General features: G+C 25.8%; 19 protein-coding genes and 1 tRNA gene. 6 read left to right on the forward strand and 14 right to left on the reverse strand.

Annotated features, from left to right (window positions below; genetic code table 11):
• Positions 1–24 precede the first annotated feature (24 nt).
• The 8 genes from dnaG to H0H51_RS01460 are packed head-to-tail and all read right to left on the reverse strand — an operon-like array spanning position 25 to position 8704.
• Positions 25–1890 carry a DNA primase gene (dnaG, locus tag H0H51_RS01425; RefSeq protein WP_185877080.1) on the reverse strand — a complete coding sequence of 622 codons (1866 nt, stop codon included), beginning with the start codon at positions 1888–1890 and terminating at the stop codon, positions 25–27.
• Complete coding sequence (rpe, locus tag H0H51_RS01430; protein ID WP_185877081.1) at positions 1880–2539, reverse strand: ribulose-phosphate 3-epimerase; 660 nt, start codon at positions 2537–2539, stop codon at positions 1880–1882. The genes dnaG and rpe overlap by 11 nt, the downstream gene beginning before the upstream one ends.
• A gap of 59 nt (positions 2540–2598) precedes the next feature.
• Positions 2599–3411, reverse strand: a complete 813-nt coding sequence (locus H0H51_RS01435; protein ID WP_185877082.1) for an enoyl-ACP reductase FabI — start codon at positions 3409–3411, stop codon at positions 2599–2601.
• A gap of 11 nt (positions 3412–3422) precedes the next feature.
• Positions 3423–4685, reverse strand: a complete 1263-nt coding sequence (gene metK, locus H0H51_RS01440; RefSeq protein WP_185877083.1) for a methionine adenosyltransferase — start codon at positions 4683–4685, stop codon at positions 3423–3425.
• 54 nt (positions 4686–4739) lie between these two features.
• Complete coding sequence (locus H0H51_RS01445) at positions 4740–5816, reverse strand: bifunctional 3-deoxy-7-phosphoheptulonate synthase/chorismate mutase type II (RefSeq protein ID WP_185877084.1); 1077 nt, start codon at positions 5814–5816, stop codon at positions 4740–4742.
• Between the two features lie 2 nt (positions 5817–5818).
• Positions 5819–6673: a prephenate dehydrogenase gene (locus H0H51_RS01450; protein WP_185877085.1), complete on the reverse strand. Its 855-nt coding sequence runs from the start codon at positions 6671–6673 to the stop codon at positions 5819–5821.
• A complete protein-coding gene (locus tag H0H51_RS01455; protein ID WP_185877086.1) occupies positions 6670–7830 on the reverse strand; it encodes a pyridoxal phosphate-dependent aminotransferase in 1161 nt (386 codons plus the stop codon). The genes H0H51_RS01450 and H0H51_RS01455 overlap by 4 nt, the downstream gene beginning before the upstream one ends.
• A gap of 37 nt (positions 7831–7867) precedes the next feature.
• A complete protein-coding gene (locus tag H0H51_RS01460) occupies positions 7868–8704 on the reverse strand; it encodes a prephenate dehydratase (RefSeq protein WP_185877087.1) in 837 nt (278 codons plus the stop codon).
• A gap of 289 nt (positions 8705–8993) precedes the next feature.
• Between H0H51_RS01460 and H0H51_RS01465 the strand changes: the two genes are divergently transcribed.
• Positions 8994–10346 (forward strand): Nramp family divalent metal transporter, encoded by a 1353-nt coding sequence (locus H0H51_RS01465; protein WP_185877088.1) that lies wholly within the window; start codon positions 8994–8996, stop codon positions 10344–10346.
• Here H0H51_RS01465 and rplI read toward each other — a convergent pair.
• Genes rplI through mnmE form a run of 5 tightly spaced genes read right to left on the reverse strand, consistent with a single transcriptional unit; the run spans position 10332 to position 14472 of the window.
• Complete coding sequence (gene rplI, locus H0H51_RS01470) at positions 10332–10784, reverse strand: 50S ribosomal protein L9 (RefSeq protein WP_185877089.1); 453 nt, start codon at positions 10782–10784, stop codon at positions 10332–10334. The genes H0H51_RS01465 and rplI overlap by 15 nt on opposite strands.
• Positions 10785–10802: 18 nt before the next feature.
• Entirely contained in the window at positions 10803–11111 is a 309-nt protein-coding gene (gene rpsR / locus H0H51_RS01475; protein WP_185877090.1) for a 30S ribosomal protein S18, read from the reverse strand.
• Entirely contained in the window at positions 11101–11448 is a 348-nt protein-coding gene (gene rpsF, locus H0H51_RS01480; protein WP_185877091.1) for a 30S ribosomal protein S6, read from the reverse strand. Before rpsF ends, rpsR begins: the two co-directional genes overlap by 11 nt.
• 23 nt (positions 11449–11471) lie before the next feature.
• A complete protein-coding gene (gltX, locus tag H0H51_RS01485) occupies positions 11472–13043 on the reverse strand; it encodes a glutamate--tRNA ligase (RefSeq protein WP_185877092.1) in 1572 nt (523 codons plus the stop codon).
• A 31-nt stretch (positions 13044–13074) separates the two neighbouring features.
• Positions 13075–14472 carry a tRNA uridine-5-carboxymethylaminomethyl(34) synthesis GTPase MnmE gene (gene mnmE, locus H0H51_RS01490; protein WP_185877093.1) on the reverse strand — a complete coding sequence of 466 codons (1398 nt, stop codon included), beginning with the start codon at positions 14470–14472 and terminating at the stop codon, positions 13075–13077.
• Between the two features lie 121 nt (positions 14473–14593).
• Between mnmE and H0H51_RS03040 the strand changes: the two genes are divergently transcribed.
• The 5 genes from H0H51_RS03040 to H0H51_RS01515 all read left to right on the forward strand — a co-directional run bounded on the left by H0H51_RS03040 (position 14594) and on the right by H0H51_RS01515 (position 21477).
• Positions 14594–15040, forward strand: a complete 447-nt coding sequence (locus tag H0H51_RS03040) for a class I SAM-dependent methyltransferase (protein WP_238784217.1) — start codon at positions 14594–14596, stop codon at positions 15038–15040.
• A gap of 446 nt (positions 15041–15486) precedes the next feature.
• Complete coding sequence (gene ligA, locus H0H51_RS01500) at positions 15487–17502, forward strand: NAD-dependent DNA ligase LigA (protein ID WP_185876584.1); 2016 nt, start codon at positions 15487–15489, stop codon at positions 17500–17502.
• Between the two features lie 170 nt (positions 17503–17672).
• Positions 17673–20075 (forward strand): endopeptidase La, encoded by a 2403-nt coding sequence (gene lon / locus H0H51_RS01505; RefSeq protein WP_185877117.1) that lies wholly within the window; start codon positions 17673–17675, stop codon positions 20073–20075.
• Between the two features lie 38 nt (positions 20076–20113).
• Positions 20114–21355 (forward strand): diaminopimelate decarboxylase, encoded by a 1242-nt coding sequence (gene lysA, locus H0H51_RS01510; RefSeq protein WP_185876585.1) that lies wholly within the window; start codon positions 20114–20116, stop codon positions 21353–21355.
• Positions 21356–21391: 36 nt separating this feature from the next.
• Positions 21392–21477, forward strand: a tRNA-Ser gene (locus tag H0H51_RS01515).
• Positions 21478–21531: 54 nt separating this feature from the next.
• On the opposite strand, the gene metG is transcribed toward H0H51_RS01515, so the two are convergent.
• Positions 21532–23220, reverse strand: coding sequence for a methionine--tRNA ligase (gene metG / locus H0H51_RS01520; protein WP_185876586.1), 1689 nt, complete (start codon positions 23218–23220; stop codon positions 21532–21534).
• Positions 23221–23258: the final 38 nt, after the last annotated feature.

Here is a 23258-nt window from a genome sequence, read left to right on the forward strand (position 1 = left end):
TTGGGATCTTGTTAAAGATAGAAATTACACATTTCTATGTAACTTTTTGTAAAGTTTATTTTTTATATTTGTTAAATATATAATTTTTTTGAGAAAATATTCTCTATCATTATTTTTATTTAACCGGTAATTAGAAATTTCTTTTCTAATTAATTTTGAAATATATAAAGATTTATATCTTAATAAAAGATCAATTATATATTGATTCATTTTATCCTCTGGATCAGTAACTTTTATTCCTTTTTTATCCCATTTAGACAATTTAGACAATGAATAAATATTTTTTTTATTATTTGATAATAAATAATCCGTTTTATTTTCATTTTTTTGTGAACAGATTCCATCAAAAATCTCTTGATTTTTATTCAAAGAAAAACGTATATTCCAATGTTTGAAAACATGTAATATCTCTTTGAACACAGTTGTATTATGTTTTTCTTTTTTTATTATTTTATTCCCATGATTTAAAATTAATTGAATCAATTTTTCTTCAATAATAAAAAGAGGGTTTTGAATTTTTTTATTTTCTATTACACTTTTCTTAGTTCTCTGAAAACTAATGATTTTTAATTTATTTCTTTTATTTATTTTTTCCAATTCATGAATTAGAATTTCTTGACGAATATCTAAAATATTCGATGCTTCTTGTAAATAGAGTTCTCTTTGAAGAAGATTAGATATTTTCGAAATACTGTTCAAAATATTTAAAATAAAATATGATTTTTTAATAGGATCATTTTTATATAATTTAGAATATATTTTTTCTTTAAAAGAAATAAAATTATAACTTCTTTTTGCTATAAAATTTTTTAGTTGAGAAATAGAGTATTTTTTAGATATAGAATCTGGATCTTCTCCGTCAGAAATAAACAATATACGAAGATTCATATCCTGTTCTAGAATCAAATTTATTCCTTTTAAAGAGGCTTTAATTCCTGAACTATCTCCATCATAAAAAAGTACTATGTTTTTTGTAAATTTTTTAATTAACAATATCTGTTCGACAGTTAGTGAAATTCCAGAAGAAGAAACTACATTTTTTATCCCAGATTGATGTAAAGAAATAACATCTGTATATCCTTCTACTAAATAACAAAGATCTTCTTTTAGTATGTTTCTTTTAGCTTGAAATAAACCATATAAAATTTTGCTCTTTTGAAATAGGTCGCTTTCTGACGAATTGATATATTTATATTTTGTAGAAATTGAAAATTCAATATTTCTACCACCAAAACCTATCACTTTTCCTGACAAATTATGTATTGGAAACATAACGCGTTTACGAAAACAATCAAAAAAATTATTTGAATATTTTTTATAAATAGTTAGCCCTGATTTTTTCAAATCTCTAATTTTAAATCCTTTTTCTAAAGCTTTTTTCGTAAACGATCCCCAAGAAAAAGAAGCGTATCCTAATTCAAACCTATGAATTACTTTTATGTTAAACCCTCTTTTTTTAATCAAGTAATTCAGTCCATTTTTCATCCCTTCTCTAGTAAAAAAGAGTTGATTTATAAAAAAACGTTTCGCATAATCCTGTATTGTATACAATTTTTCATGTTCTTCATGATTTATTTTGAAAATTTTCTTTATTGAACTATTATAATTTATTTTAATGGAATATCTTTTAGCAAGATAAAATAATGATTCTACGTAAGTGAAATGTTCATGTTCCATCAGGAAAGTAATAATGTTTCCACCTTTTCCAGAACTGAAATCTTTCCATATTTTTTTTTTTGGAGAAACTATAAAAGAAGGAGTTTTTTCATTAGAAAATGGACTAAGTCCTCTATAATTTACTCCACTTTTTTTTAGTTCTATGAAATTTCCAATAATATCTTCTATGCAAGAAACAGAAAGTATTTTATTGATAGTTTCTTTAGAAATCATTACAAAACTTCATTTTGTGAATAATTTTTTTTGGAAAAGAACTAGAAAAAATAGTGGTCCCAGATACTAATATATCTGCTCCATTATTAAATAAAACAGAAGCATTCTCTAAATTAATTCCACCATCTACTTCTATAAGAGTGGAAGAATTTTTTTTTAAAATTAAATCCTTAGTCTCTTCTAATTTTTGATATGTTTGTCTAATAAATTTTTGTCCACTATAACCAGGATTAACACTCATTAATAAAACAAAATCTATGTCTTTAATAACATCTTTCAAAAGAAATATTGGAGTATGTGGATTAATAGCTACACCTACTTTCATATCACATTTTTTAATAGCAGAAATAGTCCTATTAAGATGAATACAAGCCTCATAATGAATATGTAAATGATCTGCTCCAGAATTTTTATATTGTTCAATATATTTTTCTGGTTGTAGTATCATTAAATGAACATCAAGAGGTTTTTTTGCATATTTTTTTACATGTTTAACAAATAAGGATCCAAAAGAAATATTAGGAACAAAAGAGGAATCCATGATATCAATATGAAACCAATCTGATTCACTTTCGTTTAACATTTTTATATCACGATGTAAAAAAGCTAAATCAGCTGAAAGTAAAGATGGAGCTAAAATTTTTCTCATACTAAAAATATTTCAATTCAAAAAAAATAATATTAGTAAATTTTAGTGATTTTATGAAATCATATTAGTGTGGATTCATGAATTCCAGTATTTGAAAAACCTCCGTCATGATAAAGATTTTGCATGGTTACTTTTCTTGTTAGATCTGAAAATAACGTAATTATATAATTAGCGCAATCTTCCGCAGTAGCATTTCCTAGTGGAGACATTTTTTCTGAAAAAACTAGAAATTTATCAAATCCTTCTATAGATTTTGCTGATCTAGTGACACTAGGAGATTGTGATACTGTATTAACTCTAACTTTTTCTTTGACTCCCCAATAATATCCAAAATTTCGTGTAATACTTTCTAAATAAGACTTATAGTCAGACATATCTCCATAAAATGGAAAACTTCGTTGAGAAGCAATATACGTTATAGCTACAATAGACCCCCACCTATTCATCGCCTTTTTATTCCAAGCAGTTTGCATTATCTTATGATAAGATACAGCAGATATTTCCCATCCTTTTCTTAAAAATTCATAATTTAAAGAAGGATATGCTAATTTTTTTCGTATATTAATAGACATGGCTATAGAATGCAATAAAAAATCTATTTTACCTCCAAAATGATCTAATGTTTTTTCAAATAAAATATTAAGATCGCATATTGAGGTAGCATCTGCTGAAATAACTATAGAATTTGTCTTTTTAGATAATTCTTGGATTTTACCAACTCTTAAAGAAGCTGGTGTGTTGGTTAATACAAAAGAAGCTTTTTCTTTATAAGCACGTTCTGCAACTTTCCATGCAATAGAATTTTCATCAAAAGCTCCAAAAATAATTCCTTTTTTTCCTTTTAATAAATTGTAAGATTTGTCATAAGACATAAATAAAATACTTATTTTTTTAATTTTATATTAAAAATTTCCTTTATTAAAGATAAATAATCTAACTTTTCCCAAGTAAAAAGTTCCACTTTATGTTTTTTTTTATTTCCTTTCATATCTAAAAAAGATTTGTATACTTTTTTTGGATCTTTTCCCATATGTCCATATACAGATGTTTCTATATATATTGGTTTACGTAATTTTAATCTTTTTTCTATAGCATAAGGACGTAAATCAAAAATTTTATTAATATTAGATACTATTATTTTATTATTTATTTTGGACTTTCCGTAAGTATTAACAAAAATACCAATTGGTTCGGAAATTCCTGCTGCATAAGATATCTGTATCAACAATTCATCTGAAACTCCTGCTGCAACAAGATTTTTAGCTATATGTCTAGCTGCATAAGCTCCAGATCTATCCATTTTGGATGGATCTTTTCCAGAAAACGCGCCTCCTCCATGAGATCCTCTTCCTCCATAAGTATCTACGATAATTTTTCTTCCAGTCAATCCAGTATCCCCATGGGGACCTCCAGTAACAAATTTTCCTGTAGGATTAATGTAATATTTTGTTCTATTTGTGAATAAATCCTTTATATTTTTAAATTTCATATTTTTTTTTACTCTTGGAATCAGAATATTAATAACATCTTGTATAATACGCTTTTGCATTTTTTCTTTTGTGTCAAATTCATCATGTTGAGTTGAAATTACAATAGTGTGAACATGTAACGGAACGTTATTTTCAGAATATTCTAAAGTTACTTGTGATTTTGCATCTGGACGTAAGTAAGTCATTTTTTCCCCTTCATTTCGAATGAATGAAAGTTCTTTTAAGATATGATGTGAAATTTCCAATGTTAAAGGCATATAATTCTCAGTTTCTTTTACTGCATATCCAAAAACAATTCCTTGATCACCAGATCCTTGATCTTCTTTTTTTGATCTAACAATTCCTTCTAATAAATCTAAAGACTGTTCTTGAATAGAAGAGATAATTCCACAAGAATCCGCATTAAATCTATATTCATTTTTGGTATATCCTATTTTTCTAAGAACATCACGTGATATTCTTTGAACATTCACCCAAGTTTTAGAATTAACTTCTCCAGTTATAATAATCTGACCTGTGGTTACTAAGGTTTCTATGGCTACTTTTGCATTTGGATCATAAGCCAAGAAATGATCTAATATAGAGTCAGATATTTGATCTGAAATTTTGTCAGGATGTCCTTCCGAAACAGATTCACTGGTAAATAAATAAGCCATTTTTTTTAGTGACTGAGTTATTTAAGTTTAAGTTAATTTATTAAATAAATTATTTTATCTGATTTGATTTTGAATTTTAATAGATTCCTGATGTAAAACTTTAAAAAGTTCTTTAAGAAACTTTTCATCGAGTCCTAATTTTTTTCCTAAAAAAATAGATTTATTCATAATAGAATTCCATCTGTTTGGTTGAATAATATCTATATCTAAAGATTTTTTTAGAGCCCCTAATTTCTTTGAAGTATTCATTCTTTCTGATAAAAGAGAAATAATATTTTCGTCTATTTCATCAATGATAATTCTGAAATAGTCTAAATTTATTTGACTTTTTTTAGAAAATTTATCTTTAATATTTGTTAATTTACTTAACATTATTAAAAGCTCTTCTGGTGTTATTTGTTGTTGAGAATCACTCCAAGCGTTATCAGGATCGTAATGGCTTTCTATCATTAATCCTTCATGTTGAAAATAATAAGCTTTCTTTGCTATATCAAAAATTCCTTCTTTATTTCCACAAATATGTGAAGGATCACATATAATAGGTATTCTGGGAAGAATATTTCTGAAACTTAATAAAGTGCTCCAATTAGGTTGATTACGGTATTTAGAATTTTTGTAAGTATAAAATCCACGATGTATTACGCCCAGTTTTTTAATCCCTCTACCCAAAAGTCGTTCTAAGGCTCCTATCCATAATTCTACATCAGGATGAATTGGATTTTTTACTAAAACAATTTTATCATTTGCTTTTTCCAAAGCATCTGCTATATTCTGAATAGTGAAAGGACTAGCAGTACTTCTAGCGCCTATCCAAAGGACATCAACTTCAAAAGATATAGCTAGCTTAACATGTTCTTCATTAGCTACTTCCGTAGCTATCATTAATCCAGTATTTTTTTTAACTTTACGAAGCCATTCAAGCCCTTTTTCACCAATTCCTTCAAAATTATTGGGTTTTGTTCTAGGCTTCCAAATTCCCGCTCTAAATATTTGAACAGAAGAAGTATCTAATCTTTTAGCTGTTTCTATTATTTGTTTTTCGCTTTCTGCACTACAAGGACCAGATATAATTAAAGGTTTTTTAAATTTATCAATCCAGGATCTATCTATGCTATTATTGATTTTTTCCATTACTATACATTTATTTTACACATATTTTTTATTTTGTTAGCCTTTTTTATATACTGATCTATTTTATGAAATTTTTTATTTATTAAATAATTACGAAATCTTTCTAAATAATCAATATAAAATTCCATAGATTTAATTATATTTTCTCTATTAGAAATAAAAATAGGCAACCACGTTTCAGATTTACTTTTTGCTAAACGTGTAGTAGAACTCAATCCACTCCCCATCATATTATCAAATATTTTTTCTTCATTTTGAAATTTTTTTAAAACTGTATTAGCTAAAGTAAAGGAAACAACATGAGGTAAATGAGAAATATAAGAAATATATAAATCATGTTTTTTAGAGTTCATAAAAATAATTCGCATTTTCATAATAGAATAAATTCGTTTTACAACAGAGATTGCATCTGTATCGCTCAATTCATAATCACAAATAACGCAATTTTTTTTATAAAAAAGATTAGGATATGCTGAAGTAGGGCCAGAATGTTCAATTCCTGCAATAGGATGTGTTGCTACAAATCGATTTCTTTTTGGATGAGAAGAGACTTTATTGCAAATATCATATTTAGTAGATCCAGTATCTAAAATTACTGTATCCTCATTAGCTTTATCCAAGATTGTTGGAAGTATTTTTTTTATTTCGTCTACCGGTATAGATAAAATAATTACTGAAGATTTAACAATTAAATCTTTCAAAGAGATTACTTCGTCTACTATTCCGGTTTTAATCGCATATGAAGCATTATTTTGATTTAAATCTGCTCCAAAAAATTTCTTTACAAAGTTTGATTTTCTCAAACCTAAACCAATAGATCCTCCAATTAATCCTAATCCTATAATTCCAATATTCATGATGAAAAAACTCTATTTTTTGCTTGTTCTAATAATTCTGTTGGACAACAAATAGAAAATCTTAAATATCCTTTTCCATTATTTCCAAAAACTCTTCCTGGAGTAACAAATATGTGATATTTTTTCAGAAAATTATCCGACCATACAGAATCATCTTTTTCTAATCCAGTTATTTTTGACCAAACAAATATTCCAGAATTTTTTTTTGTATATTTCAAATTTAGATAATCACATATTTCCCATACTATTTTTCTTCGTTTGGAATATTTTATATTAATTTCATTAAACCATTCTGAATTGTGGTTCATAGCCTCTATAGCTCCAATTTGAATGGGATAATACATTCCAGAGTCCATTTGACTTTTTACTTTTAATATGTTTTTAATAAATTCCTTTTTTCCTATGACCATTCCTACACGCCACCCTGGCATATTGTAACTTTTACTTAACGAGTTTAATTCTAGAGCTATATCTTTAGAACCTTTTACATTAAAAATACTTAATGGACGTTCATTGTTTAATATAAAACTATAAGGATTATCATGAACAAGTAAAATACAATTTTTTTTTGCAAAAAAAACAATTTCTTCTAACTTCTCCAAAGTGATTTTTGCTCCAGTTGGCATATGAGGATAATTAATCCACATAATTTTGATCTTTTTAAGATCATTTATTTTTTCCAATAAATGAATGTTAGGAACCCAATTTTCATTTTCATAAAGATTATAATAAATAATTCCTACTTCTAAAAGATTTGATATAGATGAATAAGTAGGATATCCAGGATTTGGTATTAATACTTTATCTCCTTTATTTAAATAAGACATGCTTATATGCATAATTCCTTCTTTAGAACCCATTAATGGCAAAATTTCATTTTTCGGATTTACATTAACTCGATATTTTTTTTCATACCAATCAGAAATAGCTTTACGAAGCTTCTCTATTCCAATATAACTTTGATAAGTATTTGCATAATTCAGCTCTGATGCTTTTTTCATTTTACTTATAACTTTTTTTGGAGGAAGTAAGTCTGGATTTCCAATTCCCAAATTAATAATTTCTATTCCTTTTTCTTTAAGGTGGTTAATCTCCTTCATTTTTTCTGAAAAAAAGTATTCCGATATTTTATGCATTTTTTTTGAAACTACAATCATTAGATTATTGATTATTTATTATACAATGAATAATTATTCAAGATTTAATTCTACCATTTTTGTATTCTCCCATAATAGATAATTTATGAAGACAAGGTATTTTTTGAATATGTTTTTTCATCTTTTCATAAGATTTTATATTGTTAAATATAATATCCACATAAAAGGAATATTCCCAAGGTCTTTGTATTATAGGAATAGACTGTATTTTTGTCATATTTATTCCAAGACTAGATATAAATTTCAATATTTGAGACAAACTTCCAGTAGCATGTAGAATTTTTAATCTTAATGAAGCTTTATTAAAAGAAATATTTTTTTGTTTACAATAATTTTTAATAATAAAAAATCTCGTAAAATTACTTTTTATAGTCTGTATATTCTTAGAAAGAATTTCTAATCCATATTCTTTAGCAGCATTTTCAGATGCTATAGCTGCTATCCCCTTTTTCTTACATTTAGAAATATATTTGGCAGCAGCAGCTGTATCTGAATATTCAAATATTCTTATATAAGGATGTGCATCTATAAATAATTCACATTGCAAAATAGCCATAGGATGAGAATAAATTTCTTTAATACCTTCTATATTTTGTCCTGGATAAGCCATTAAATGATGTTTTATAGGAATATAAATCTCTCCTACTATCTTTAAATCATATTCAGACAAAAGACTATAATTGGTTAATATTGTCCCCGCTATACTATTTTCTATAGCCATAACTCCAATGTCTACACTAGATTTCGCAACGTAAGAAGCTAATTTCCTAAAAGAAGAACATTCTATCAACTTATAATTACATCCTTTGAAATATCTAGAAACAGCCTCATGATGAAAACATCCTTTAACTCCTTGTATCGCTATTTTTTTCATGAAACTAAAGAAAATTTGAATCACTTGTGAAATCAGAAAGTTTCATTATTGATTATGCGGAAAAATTAGAACAAATATAATATATTATTCTATTTAATGCAATTTATATCTTTTTTTCTATGAAAAAATAAAAATTTATAAATTTCATAGTTACAATATTGCATTAGTTATATTTAGATTAGGTGAAATGACTAAAGTAAAAATAAAAAATAGGTTAAAATTATGAATCAAAAAAAAAAGATTAAAACGGTTAACTTTATATTTTTATTTTCATATTCTATTATTTTATATGATAAAAAATAAATCATCTACAGGATGGAGGAATAATAACAACAAAGCTTCCCTTTCAGAGGTTTTTTCTTCCGTTTCTGTTCCTCAAAAAAAAGGAATATGGAAAAAAGTTTTTGCTTTCACTGGACCAGGATTATTAATTGCTGTAGGATATATGGATCCAGGAAATTGGGCTACAGATATAGCTGGAGGTTCAAAATTTGGTTATATGCTTTTATCCGTTATTTTTATATCCAATTTTTTCGCTATTATATTACAACATTTAGCTTTAAAATTAGGAATTGTTTGTGAAAGGGATTTAGCCCAAGCATGCAGAGATCATTATCCACCTTTTATTAATTTTGTATTATGGATTTTATGTGAAATAGCCATATCTGCTTGTGATTTAGCCGAGATAATTGGATCAGTGTTAGCATTAAAACTACTTTTTGGACTACCTATCACATGGGGAGTGTTAATCACAGTTATTGATGTTTTAATAATTTTGTTTTTTCAATCCAAAGGATTTAGATATATTGAAGGTGTGGTGGCTGCTTTGATATTTACAATTTTAATTTGTTTTACTTTCGAAATAATTAGTTCAAAACCAGATATTTTACCTATATTAAGAGGAATTATTCCTGATTTAGAAATCATTAAAAATTCACATTCTTTTTATATATCTATCGGAATATTAGGTGCTACAGTTATGCCTCATAATCTATACCTTCATTCAAGTATTATACAAACTAGAGATTATCCACGTACTGATGAAGGAAAAAAAATGGCTATAAAATATGCAACCATAGATAGTACTTTATCTTTATCTTTAGCGTTTTTTATTAACGCAGCTATATTAATTATATCTGCAGCCACTTTTCATAAATCTGGACATACAGAGGTAGCAGATATTATGCAAGCACACAAACTTTTAACTCCCATATTAGGATCTAGTCTTGCTGGAGTTTTTTTTGCTCTAGCCTTGCTTGCCTCTGGACAAAATTCTACATTAACTGGAACCTTAGCTGGACAAATAGTTATGGAAGGTTTTTTAAATATTAGATTAAAACCTTGGATAAGAAGACTAATAACAAGACTAATTGCTATTGTTCCAGCTATGATAGCATCTATTATTTATGGAGAAAAAGGAACAGCAGAATTATTAATAATAAGTCAAATAATTTTATCAATACAACTAATTTTTGCTATTATTCCATTAGTATGTTTTACAGGAGATTTAGATAAAATGGGAATATTTGTAAATGGTCCAATTTTGAAAATATCGTCTTGGTTAATTACAATTATAATTATTTTTCTAAATTTGTTATTATTATATGATATTTTCAATAATTTTTTTTTAGGAAGAGGCTAATACTTCAAAAGTAAACATAAATACACGTTGATGATGTAATCTTATACTTACTTGATGTTTTCCTATTGTTTTAATAGATTTATTCCCAGGGATTCTAATAAATTTCTTATCTATAGAAATTCCCTTTTCATTCAATATATTCACAAGTTTTTGACTATTAATAGAACCAAATATTTTTCCACCTTTTCCAACTTTAACCGGTATTTTAACAGTTAATTTTTTTAATTTATTTTCTATTTCTTTCGATTTTTCAATTAAAAAACTTTTTTTTCTAGATCTTTGTTTCAATATTTCGAGCGTATTTTTTACAATTCCAGGTAATGCTAAAATAGCATATCCTTTAGGGATTAAATAATTTCTAGCATAACCAGGTTTAACATCTAATTCATCATATTGAAAACCTAAATTTTCTATATCTTTTTTTAAAATTATTTTCATTTTATCCTATCCTTTATTTTATCTTAGATCATCTGTTACAAAAGGTAAAAGTCCGATTTGTCTACATCTTTTAATAGCTGCATTTAATTTATTTTGATTCTTTTGCAAAGAACCTGTAATGCGTCTTGGTAATATTTTTCCTTGCGCATTCAAAAATTTAATTAAGAATGTAGGATCTTTATAATCTATATATTTGATATTTCTTTTTTCAAAATAACAATATTTTTTATCTACTTTTGTTTCTATTTTAATAGGAGATAAATATCTTAAATCGCTATCTTGTTTTTTTGTATTTTGATTATATTCCTCTAGTTGATTACTTTTCATTTTTTTTCGAAAATTTATTTCTTCTTCTTTCTGCATATTTTATTCCAAATTTATTTAATTTAACAGTTAAGAAACGTAATATGCGTTCATCTTGTCTTAATCTCAATTCTAAATCAGATACCAAATCAGATTTTAATAAAAATTCAAACAAATGATAACAACCACTTTGTTTTTTTTGAATAGGATAAGCCAGTTTTTTCAGCCCCCAGTGTTCCTGATAAATAATTTTTCCTTTTTTTTTAATCAGATAATCTTCATATTCTTTTGCTGTTTCCTTTGCTTGATCATCAGATAATATAGGTGTGATTATCATGATATTTTCGTAATGTTTAAGCACATTAATTAATTTAACTAATTAAACTAATGTAAATCTATATTTTTATGTTCTTTTTTCAAAAAAAACGTTCTGATTTTTTCTTTAATTTTAGATATTAAGTTATCTATACGTTGTTTACTTTCTTTTTTTCCTAAAATCTCAATAATAATGAAAACATCAATTCCTTTTAAAATACCAACTAAAGAAAAACGAAGTAGTTGCATAACTTCATATTTATTTTTATTTGTTTCTTGTTTTTTAAAGAAAAAATATTTCAAATTTTTATATGTAAATGGACTTATATTAGTTAATAATATTTTTAACCTCTCTAATTGTAAAAGAGATTTTTCATTACATATTTTTTTGAAAAAATTAATATCATAATAACTAGGAGAAATGAAAAAATAAAAGGAATGTTCCCATATTTCATGAATAAAATTTATTCGATCAATTATCATATCAATAATCTTCCATATAAAGTTTTTTTTGTATTTCAGTGAACGTTTATTTAATTCTTTTAAAAGAGCTAAAAAAATTTTTTCTTTATTTTTATTCAAATATTTTTTATTAAACCAATTCGCTTTCTTTATATCAAAATAAGCACTAGACTTAGTAACTTTTTCTAAAGAAAAAGAATTTATTAATTCTTGTAAAGAAAAAATTTCATTTTTCGTTCCGGGGTTCCATCCTAAAAAAGCTAACATATTCACAAATGCTTCCGGAAAATAACCTAACTCTCTATATCCTGGAATAATAGTTTTAGTATTTGGAACCTTCCATTGAATAGGAAATATAGGAAAATCTGAAATTTTATTATCTACGTTTCTTTTGCTTATTTTTCCTTTCCCATCTTTTCTTAAAATTAAAGGTAAATGTGCAAAATTAGGAGGTATCCAACCAAAAGATTTATACAACAATATATGAAAAGACATAGATGAAAGCCATTCTTCTCCTCTCAAAACATGAGTGATTTTCATTAAATGATCATCTATTGTATTAGCTAAATGATAAGTAGCTATTCCATCTGATTTTAACAAAATTTTATCATCTAAATAGTCTGTGTTTACAATAATATTTCCATGAATAAGATCATATATATTGAATTTTTCTCCAGGTTTTACTTTAAATCTGACAACATAAGAAGAATGTTTTAACTGATCATACAACTCTTTTTCCGTCATATTTAAAGAATTTTTCAAGCTCATTCTATTTTGATAATTATAAGAAAAAGTTAGTCCACGATCGTTATATTCTTTCCTTTTTTTATTAAGATCTGAATCTGTATCAAAAGCATAATAAGCATCTCCATTTTTTAATAATTTATCAATATAATAATGATAAATATTATGTCTTTTAGATTGATAATAAGGAAAATAATCTCCTCCATATCCTACACCTTCATCAGGTTCTATTTTACACCATTTCAATGTTTCAATAATATATGATTCAGAATTGGGAATAAATCTTTTTTGATCAGTATCTTCTATTCTAAGAATAAATGTTCCTCCATGTTTCTTAGCAAAGAGATAATTATATAATGCAGTTCTAACTCCACCTAAATGAAGTGGACCTGTAGGACTAGGGGCAAAACGAACTCTTACAAAATTATTTAACATAGAATAAAAATAATTATTGAATCTAAATATATTATTTACCAATGCAAAATTTAGAAAAAATATTTTTTAATATATCTTCATTTGTTATTTCTCCCGTTATTTCTCCTAAATAACGTAATGCTTCTCTAATATGGATTGAAACTAAATCTTCTGATAATTCTTTTTTTAAAGCATCATAAGCCAACAAAACTTCTTTTAACGAAAGTTTTAAAGATTCATAATGCCTATTTTGGGTAATAATTATTTTTTTCTTTTTTAACCTATCAAAGAATAACTTACTCAAAGTATCCAATATTTTTTTTACTTCTTTCTGATTTTTTGCAGAAATTTCAAATAAAAAATCAGTTTTTGATTTAATTTTATCAAAATTATGTAAACAACATGATAAATCTGATTTATTCGCTATCACAAATAGATCTTTTAATGGGTATTTTTTTTTAATATTTTTAATATCATTAACGATTTTTTTATTTTTCTTCTTTTTTGAAGAATCAAAAATATATAATATTACTTGAGATTCTTTCATTTTTTTAATTGCCTTTTTAATTCCAATAACTTCTATTGGATTTAATGTATTCCTCATCCCTGCTGTATCAAAAAAATGAAAAAGAATTCCATTTAAAACAATCTCTCCTTCTATACAATCTCTAGTTGTTCCTTTCATATGGGATATTATAGAACGATCCTCTTGAATTACTTGATTAAAAAAAGTAGATTTTCCTACATTGGATTCTCCAACGATCACTACGTTTATCCCTTTTTTAATAGCATTACCTAATGAAAAAGATTCAATTAAATCTTTTAAAGTATTTCCCAATTTTTTTAAAAATAAAATAAGTTCTTTTCGATTGGAAAACATTAAATTATCTTCAGAAAAATCTAATTCAAGTTCCAACAAAGAAACGAAGTTTAATAATTCTTTACTTAAATTTTTAATATTATCAGATAATTTTCCTTTTATTTGTTGTAAAGAAATTCCATGGTGTACTTTATTTTCAGATAAAATTAAATCAGCTATAGCTTCGGCTTGTGATAAATCTATTTTATTATTTAAGAAAGCACGAAATGTAAATTCTCCAGGACGAGCTAAACGTGTTCCTTTTCTAATTAATAATTGTAAAATTTTTTGTTGGATATAATAAGATCCATGACAAGAAATTTCTATCATATTTTCTCCTGTATAAGAAAAAGGAGATTTAAAAATGGAAATTAATACTTGATCTAATAAATCTTTATCTTCTTCTACAAGATATCCTAAATGGATAGTATGTGTAGATTGATTTTTCAATTTTTTTCCCTGTTTAACAGGAATAAATATATTTTCAACAATCGATATGGAATTTTTTCCGGAAATTCGAATAACAGAAATTGCACTAGTACCAATAGGAGTTGCTAAAGCAACAATGGTATCGTCGTTTAAATCTAACATTTTATAGAATAAAAATAAAAAACAACACTTAAAAATATAAACTAGATCATTAGTTAGTATAGTAATTTTTATTAAAAATAAAAGTATTTTTTATTCAAAATAATTTCAACTAATCCAAGTTATGAAAAGAAGTTTTGATAAGTTTTATTTTTTTTTTAAAAAAACTCTTAAAAATTCATATGATGATCCAAAAGAAATAGAAAGCATTTTTTTTTTACTAATGACCCATATTTTTAAATGTGACAAAACAACTATTTTATTACAATTAAGTAGAAAGGAAAAAATTAATTTTTTAGTTTACGAAACTTTGATAAAAAAATTGTGGGAATTAAAAAAAAATAGGCCAATCCAATATGTTATTGGAAAATCATATTTTTTTAATATGGAATTTTTAGTTAACGAGAAAGTATTTATTCCAAGACCAGAAACAGAAGAACTTGTATATTGGGTTTTGCAAAACAACAAAAATACAAAAAATGTTCAAATATTCGATATTGGAACAGGAAGTGGATGTATTAGTATTGCCTTAAAAAAAAAAATCCTGATATTGGACAAATTCACGCAATAGATTTTTGTCAAAAATCTATTGATATAGCCAGTAATAATGCAAAACTACATAATGTAAAAATTACATTTCAAAAAATTAATATTTTAGAAGACTCTATTTCTGTTTCAAGAAAAAATAAATATCCTATTAATATAGTCATAAGCAATCCTCCTTATATTAGACTATCTGAAAAAAAATTACTACATCCAAACATTATTCAATATGAACCTTTTCAAGCTTTATTTGTACCAGATGATGATCCACTAATTTTCTACAGAAAAATTTCTTTTTGGATAAAAAAAAAATTGACTGGAATAATTTATGTTTATTTCGAAATAAACCAATTTATCTATCTAGATATTGTAAAATTTCTAAAAAAAATAGGATTTTTAAATATAGAAATCAGAAAAGATTTTCGAGGTTTTTTTAGAATGATTCGTGCAGTATATTACGCAATATAAAATTAAATGAATAAAAAAGAAATAGAAAAAAAAATATCCAATCTAAGAAAAGAATTATCTTATTTTAATCATAAATATTATAATTCGGATATTTCTGATATATCCGATTATCATTTTGATAAAAAATTAGAGAAATTATTTTTTTTGGAAAAAAAGTATCCTGAATTTTATAGTCCAGATTCTCCAACATTAAAAGTTGGAACAGAAATCCATAAACATTTTTCTATAGATTCATCTTATCATAAATATAGAATGTATTCTCTTCAAAATACTTATTCTAAAGAAGAGTTAATAAATTGGTGGAAAAAAATTAGGAAATTAACCCATCCTTTATCCTTCGTATGTGAACCTAAATATGATGGAGTATCTATTAACTTAATTTATAAAAACGGTTTTTTAATAAAAGCAATTACTCGCGGTAATGGAAAAAAGGGAGAAAATGTCACGGAAAATATCAAAACCATAAAATATATTCCTTTAAAACTAATAGGGAATAATTATCCTTCATATCTTGAAATACGCGGAGAAATTTTTCTTACCAAAAAGAATTTTTTAGAAATAAATAAAAAACGAGTGATAAATGGAAAACCTCCTTATAATAATCCAAGAAATACGGCTAGTGGAACACTTAAGATTCACAACAAAGAGGAAGTACGTCAAAGAAATTTGTTCTGTATTGCATTCAATGTTGAAGGAAAAAAATTCCCTTTTGATACGCAATATGAATCTCTAAAATATATAAAAGAATGGGGATTTCGAATTCCAGAAGCACGTTTTTGTAAAAATATAGAAGAAGTTTTTCATTCGATAAATGATCTTAAAAATGAAAAATTCCCATATCATATAGATGGAATAGTCATTAAAGTCAATGAATATAAAAAACAATCCATTTTAGGATTTACTAGTAAATATCCACGGTGGGCTATTGCTTACAAATTTAGACCAGAAAAATTATCTGAAACAAAATTATTAAGTGTAACATTCCAAGTTGGAAGAACTGGAATTGTTACTCCTGTGGCTAATGTAAATCCTATACTTATTTCTGGAAGTACAATTAAAAGAGTATCTCTCTATAATAGAAAATTTATCCAAAAAATAGATCTCCATCATGGAGATTCACTTCTATTAGAAAAAGCAGGTAATGTTATTCCTAAAATAACAGACATAAATAAGGAAAAAAGATCGAATCAATCATTTCCTGTTTTTTTTTTAAAAAATTGTCCATCATGTAACTCTTCTTTAAGAAGAAGAAAAGAATTATTATACTGTATAAATAAAAATTGCTCTTCTCAAAGAATAGAAAAGATAAAACACTTTGTTAGTGAAAAGGCTATGAACATTCAAAAAATTGGACATGAAATGATAGAAAAATTATATAAAAAGGGGTTACTATATAATTTTTATAATTTATACGAATTGAAAAAAGAGGAACTTATTCAAATAAATAGAATTCAAGCTAAATTAGCTGATAATATTATTGGAAATATTAAAAAATCAAAATATGATAATCATTTTAATAAAGTTCTTTATGCTCTAGGAATTCCTCATGTAGGAGAATTTATTTCAAATAAATTATCCGAACATTTTTTAGATATTAATTCTTTAATGCATGCAAATTATCAATATTTGATTTCCATTCCAGGAGTGGGAAAGGAAATTGCAGAAAGTATAATTTCTTATTTTTCAGATGATGAAAATAAACATGAAATTATGACTTTAATGAAATATGGATTGTCTTTTTCTAAAGATACTAACAAAAATAATCAATCCTCTTCTTTTTTTAAAGGAAAATCTTTTGTTTTTACAGGAAAAATATATTCAATGACTCGTTATAGAGCAAAAAAAATAGTAGAAGAACTAGGAGGGAATGTCTACAATACTGTTAACAGTAAAATTAATTTTATAATAGTTGGAAAAAACTTTGGATCCAAGCTTAAAAAAAGTATGGAAAATGATAATATAAAAATATTAGAAGAAAATGTTTTTTTAAACCTTTTAAAAGAAGAAAGAAAAAAGAAATAAATCAAATTTTAGATGATTCTCTTATCCATGAAGATGGTTTTGTTTTTCATATAGAAAACAGTATATTTAATTCTTAAGTTCTTAAGTGATGAGAGTAATTTTGATATGAATTCATGCATCACAGGATTCATATATTCATACATCATTTAAGTAAGAAATCTATTCTTTTTATGTTATTAAAAAATATATTTACAGAATCTGGATTCGAATCTGAAGCTGAGTTTATCCCCCTAATGAGTCAAGACGAAGAGGATCAATTGCTTAAAGACGAAGTTCCTGAACAATTATGTATTTTAACAGTCAAAAACATGGTTTTGTATTCCGGAATTGTTTTTCCAATTATAGCAGGAAAAAGTGGCTCTATTCAATTATTGCAAGATGCTTATGGATTTGATAAAACAGTTGGAGTATTAACACAAAAAAATTCTGGGATAGAAAACCTCAGTGAAAAAGACCTATATTCTGTTGGTACAGTTGCTAAAATATTGAAACTATTAAAAATGCCTGATGGGAACACTACTGTTATTTTACAGGGAAAAAGAAGATTTAGAGTTAATCGATTTATTCAAAATGATCCATATTTCAAAGCAGAAATTATAGCATTAGAAGAAAACAAACCTTCCTGCAAGGATAAGGAATATCTTGCATTAGTAGAATCAATAAAGGAAATTGCTATAAAAATTATTCAGGACAATCCTAATATTCCATCAGAAGCGAGTATTGCTATTAGAAATATAGAAAGTCCTTCTTTTTTAATAAATTTTGTAGCGGCAAATATGAATTTATCTACTAGAGATAAGCAAAAGTTATTGGAATACGATGATTTAAAAAAGAGGGCTATGGAAACATTACGTTTTTTAAACGTAGAACATCAACAAATTAAATTAAAAAATGATATTCAATCTCGTGTTCGAAGTGATATGGATCAACAACAAAGAGAATATTTTTTACATCAACAAATTAAAGCTATACAAGAAGAATTAGGAGATATTTCTTATGAAAAAGAAATTGATGAAATGCGCGTGAAAGCATCTAGAAAAAAATGGCCAAAAGAAGCAAAAAAACAATTTGATAGAGAATTACTTAAAATGCAGAGAATTAATCCTCAAATGCCTGAATATACAGTACAGAGAAATTATTTAGAATTAATGATCGACCTCCCTTGGGGAAAGTATTCAAAAGATAGTTTTGATTTAGAATATGCACAAAAAATATTAGATAGAGATCATTATGGACTAGAAAAAGTTAAAGAACGTATTATAGAATATTTAGCCGTTTTAAAACTAAGAGGCGATATGCGTTCTCCTATTTTATGTTTTTATGGACCACCTGGAGTAGGTAAAACTTCCTTAGGAAGATCTATAGCTACCGCATTGAAAAGAAAATATGTACGTATTTCTTTAGGAGGATTACACGATGAATCTGAAATACGCGGACATAGAAGAACTTATATAGGAGCGATGCCTGGTCGTCTTTTACAGTCTATACGAAAAGTAGGAACTTCTAATCCTGTTTTTGTAATAGACGAAATAGATAAAATAGGTTTAGGAACAAATGGAGATCCTTCTTCAGCTATGTTAGAAGTTTTAGATCCTGAACAAAATACTTCTTTTTATGATAATTTTTTGGAAATGGGTTATGATTTATCAAAAGTACTATTTCTTGCTACAGCAAATTCTCTTTCTCATATACAACCGGCTCTAGTAGATAGAATGGAAGTTATAGAAATGAATGGATATACAGTAGAAGAAAAAACACAAATCGTAAAAAAACATATACTTAATAAACAACTAAAAGAAAATGGATTAAGAAAATCAGATTTAATACTTGGAACGAAACAAATAGAAAAAATAATTGAAAGTTATACCAGAGAATCTGGTTTAAGAACACTGGAAAAACATATTGCAAAATTAGCACGTTATGTAGCTAAACATATTGCTATGAATAAAAAATATGTGAAACGTTTAAGTATTGAAAAAATAGAAAATATTCTCGGAATACCAAATGATCCGGATCGTTATGAAGGAAATAATGTTCCGGGAGTAGTTACAGGTTTAGCATGGACTAATTTTGGAGGAGATATTTTATATATTGAATCTAGTTTATCTAAAGGAAAAGGTAATTTAAGCATCACTGGAAATTTAGGAGAAGTAATGAAAGAATCTGCAACGATTGCTTTACAGTATATTAAATCTAATTATAAAGAATTTAATATAGATCCTATCATGTTTGATGAAAAAAATATACATGTTCATGTTCCTGAAGGAGCTGTTCCAAAAGACGGACCATCTGCAGGAATTACAATGTTAACTTCTTTAGTTTCAATTTTTACAAAAAGAAAATTAAAACCTCATTTGGCTATGACAGGAGAAATAACCTTAAGAGGAAAGGTTCTTCCTGTGGGTGGAATCAAAGAAAAAATTTTAGCAGCTAAACGTGCAAATATTAAAGAAATCGTTCTTTCACAGGAAAATAAAAAAGATGTAGATGATATTAAATCAGAACATTTAAAAGGATTAACATTTGATTATGTTAGAAATATGAATGATGTGATTCATCTGTCTTTATTATAAATAAATTATTTGAATAAATTTTGTTTATTTTATTGTATATGAATGAATTAAGAGATAAAAATTTTCAATTTCATAAAGAATATTTAATTAAATTAACAAAAAAATATGGAACTCCACTTTATATATACGATTCATATAAAATGAAGAAACAATATATAAAAATGAAAAATTCTTTCAGTGGAATTGAAAATTTAATAATTAATTATGCTTGTAAAGCTAATACAAATCTAAATATATTAAAATTTTTTCAAAAGTTAGGAAGTGGATTGGATGCAGTGTCTATACAAGAAGTAGAATTAGGATTAAAAGCAGGATTTCATCCTAAAAAAATTATATTTACTCCTAATTGTGTTTCTTTTCAAGAAATCACAAAAGCTGTTGATTTTGGAGTTAGAATTAACTTAGATAATCTATCAGTTTTAGAACAATTTGGAGAATGTCATCCAAATTATTCTATAGGAATAAGAATTAATCCGCATATTATGGCAGGAGGAAATTCAAAAATTTCAGTAGGTCATATTGATTCTAAATTTGGAATTTCTTATTGTCAAATTCCTCATATAAAAAGAATATTAAAAAATACAGGCATTAAAATAGAAGGATTTCATATGCATACTGGCTCTGATATATCAGATATCAAATCTTTTTTAGAAGGAGCAAAAATATTATTTCGAGTAGCTATTGATTTTCCAGATATTAGCTATATTAATTTTGGAAGTGGATTTAAAGTTTCATATAAAAAAAATGATGTAATAACGGATCTTACTGTTTTAAATCATTATCTTACGGAAGAATTTAAAGATTTTTGTAAATCTTATGGGAGCAGACAGCCAATTAATTTAATTTTTGAACCAGGTAAATTTCTGGTTAGTGAATCTGGATATTTTTTAGTTAATGTCAATGTTATTAAACATACTACTTCTACCGTTTTTGCTGGAGTAGATTCAGGATTTAATCATTTTCTTCGTCCTATGTTTTATAATGCTTATCATTATATTGAAAATATTTCTAATCCAAATGGTCGTTTTCGATTTTACACAGTAGTAGGGTATATTTGTGAATCGGATACTTTCGGATTAAATAGAAAAATTCAAGAAATTCGTGAAGGTGATATTTTATGTATGAAAAATGCGGGAGCTTACTGTTTTTCTATGTCCTCTAATTATAATTCTCGTTATAGACCTTCTGAAGTTTTAATTTTTCAGGAAAAAGATTTTCTTATTAGAAAAAGAGAAACAATGCAAGATCTTATAAGGAATATAGTGGAAATACACATATAAAGTATTTTACTTTTAAGAAATCTAAATATCAACAATGGAGAGATGGCAGAGTGGTTAATTGCGGCGGTCTTGAAAACCGTTGAGGGTTATTCCTTCCGGGGGTTCGAATCCCTCTCTCTCCGCTGATTGATGATTTGTAATTAATTTACTATCTAGATATAAAAGTTATAAATTTTTTAATTTTGTATTTTTTTTAACTTTTTGAATTGTTTTTCAATACTTTCATTAGTTATTTTTTCAAATAAAAATTTAGAATCTCCCAATAAATGTCCTGGGCATAAAGTTTTTTCTTTTATCTGATTCCAAAAAACAGTTTTTAAACGAAGTATATTTAATAATTTTTCTGAAGTGTATGGAAGGAAAGGTTCTGCTAATTGAGCTAACATTCCAACAATTTGTAAAGAAATATAAATAATAGTATCTACACGTTTTTTTTCTTTTTTTTTCCAGGGTTCTTCTTCTGTTAAGTATTTATTTCCTAGTTTAGCTAAACTCATAAAACATGATAAAGATTCTTTAAATTTATAGGACTCTATTAAATCTCCTATATATTGAGGATAATTTTTTATTTTATCTAAAATTTTTTTCTCTCTTGTAGAGAAAATTCCTGGATTAGGAACAATTCCATTATTATATTTTTTAACTAGAGTTAGACTTCTATTTACAAAATTTCCGAATATAGAAACTAATTCTGTATTATTTCTTCTTTGAAAATCTTTCCAGTTAAAATTATTGTCTTTTTTTTCTGGCATATTAGCAATAAGAATATAACGAAGTGAATCCTGTTGATTCGGAAAATCTTTCAAATATTCATGTCCCCATACGGCCCAATTTTTGGAAGTAGATATTTTTTTGTTTTCTAAATGAAGAAATTCGTTAGCTAATACTTTATCTGGTAAAATATATCCACTATTATGTGCTTTAAGTATAGCTGGAAAAATAATGCAGTGAAAAACAATATTATCTTTACCAATAAACTGAATTAACTTAGTTTTTTTATATTTCCAGTAAAGTTTCCAATCCACCTTTTTTTGTTTTGCCCATTCTATGGTCGATGAAATATATCCTATAGGTGCTTCAAACCATACATAAAGAACTTTTCCCCTTTCTTTCATCAAAGAATAAGGAATAGGAATCCCCCAATTTAAATCCCGTGTGATAGCACGTGGTTGTAATCCTTGATCTAACCAAGATTTTACTTGTCCATATACGTTTATTTTCCAATCTTTTTTATGGTCAGTTAAAATCCATTTTTCTAAAAATTTTTGATATTTATCTAAAGGGAAATACCAATGTTTTGTTTTTTTTAAAATTGGAATACAACCACTTAGTGTAGATTTTGGATTTATTAAATCTTCAGGATTTAATGAAGTTCCACAATTCTCACATTGATCTCCATAAGCTTCCAAAACTTGACAATTTGGACATGTTCCAGATATGTACCTATCCGCTAAAAATTGTTTAGCTTTTTCATCATAATATTGATTTGATATTTTTTCAAATATTTTTTTTTTTACATGAAGTTTCTTAAAAAAAGAAGTAGAGATTCTGTAATGAATTTTTGATGAAGTCCTCGAATAATTGTCAAATATTATTCCAAAATCAATAAAACAATCTTTAATCATTTTATGATACTTATTAACTATTTCTTGAGGTTTTTTTTTTTCTTTTTTAGCTTGTATTGCAATAGGAACTCCATGTTCATCTGAACCACAAATAAAGATCACATTTTTTTCATTTCTTCTTAAATAACGAACAAAAATATCTGCAGGGAAATAAACTCCCGATAAATGCCCTATATGAATTGGTCCATTAGCATATGGTAAAGCAGCAGTAACTGTATAATATTTATTTGATTTTTTCATGTTATTATTATTGTATAAGTAGATAAGTAAGATAGATA

The sequence above is a fragment of the Blattabacterium cuenoti genome, assembly GCF_014251995.1.
Classification (GTDB): domain Bacteria; phylum Bacteroidota; class Bacteroidia; order Flavobacteriales; family Blattabacteriaceae; genus Blattabacterium; species Blattabacterium cuenoti_AE.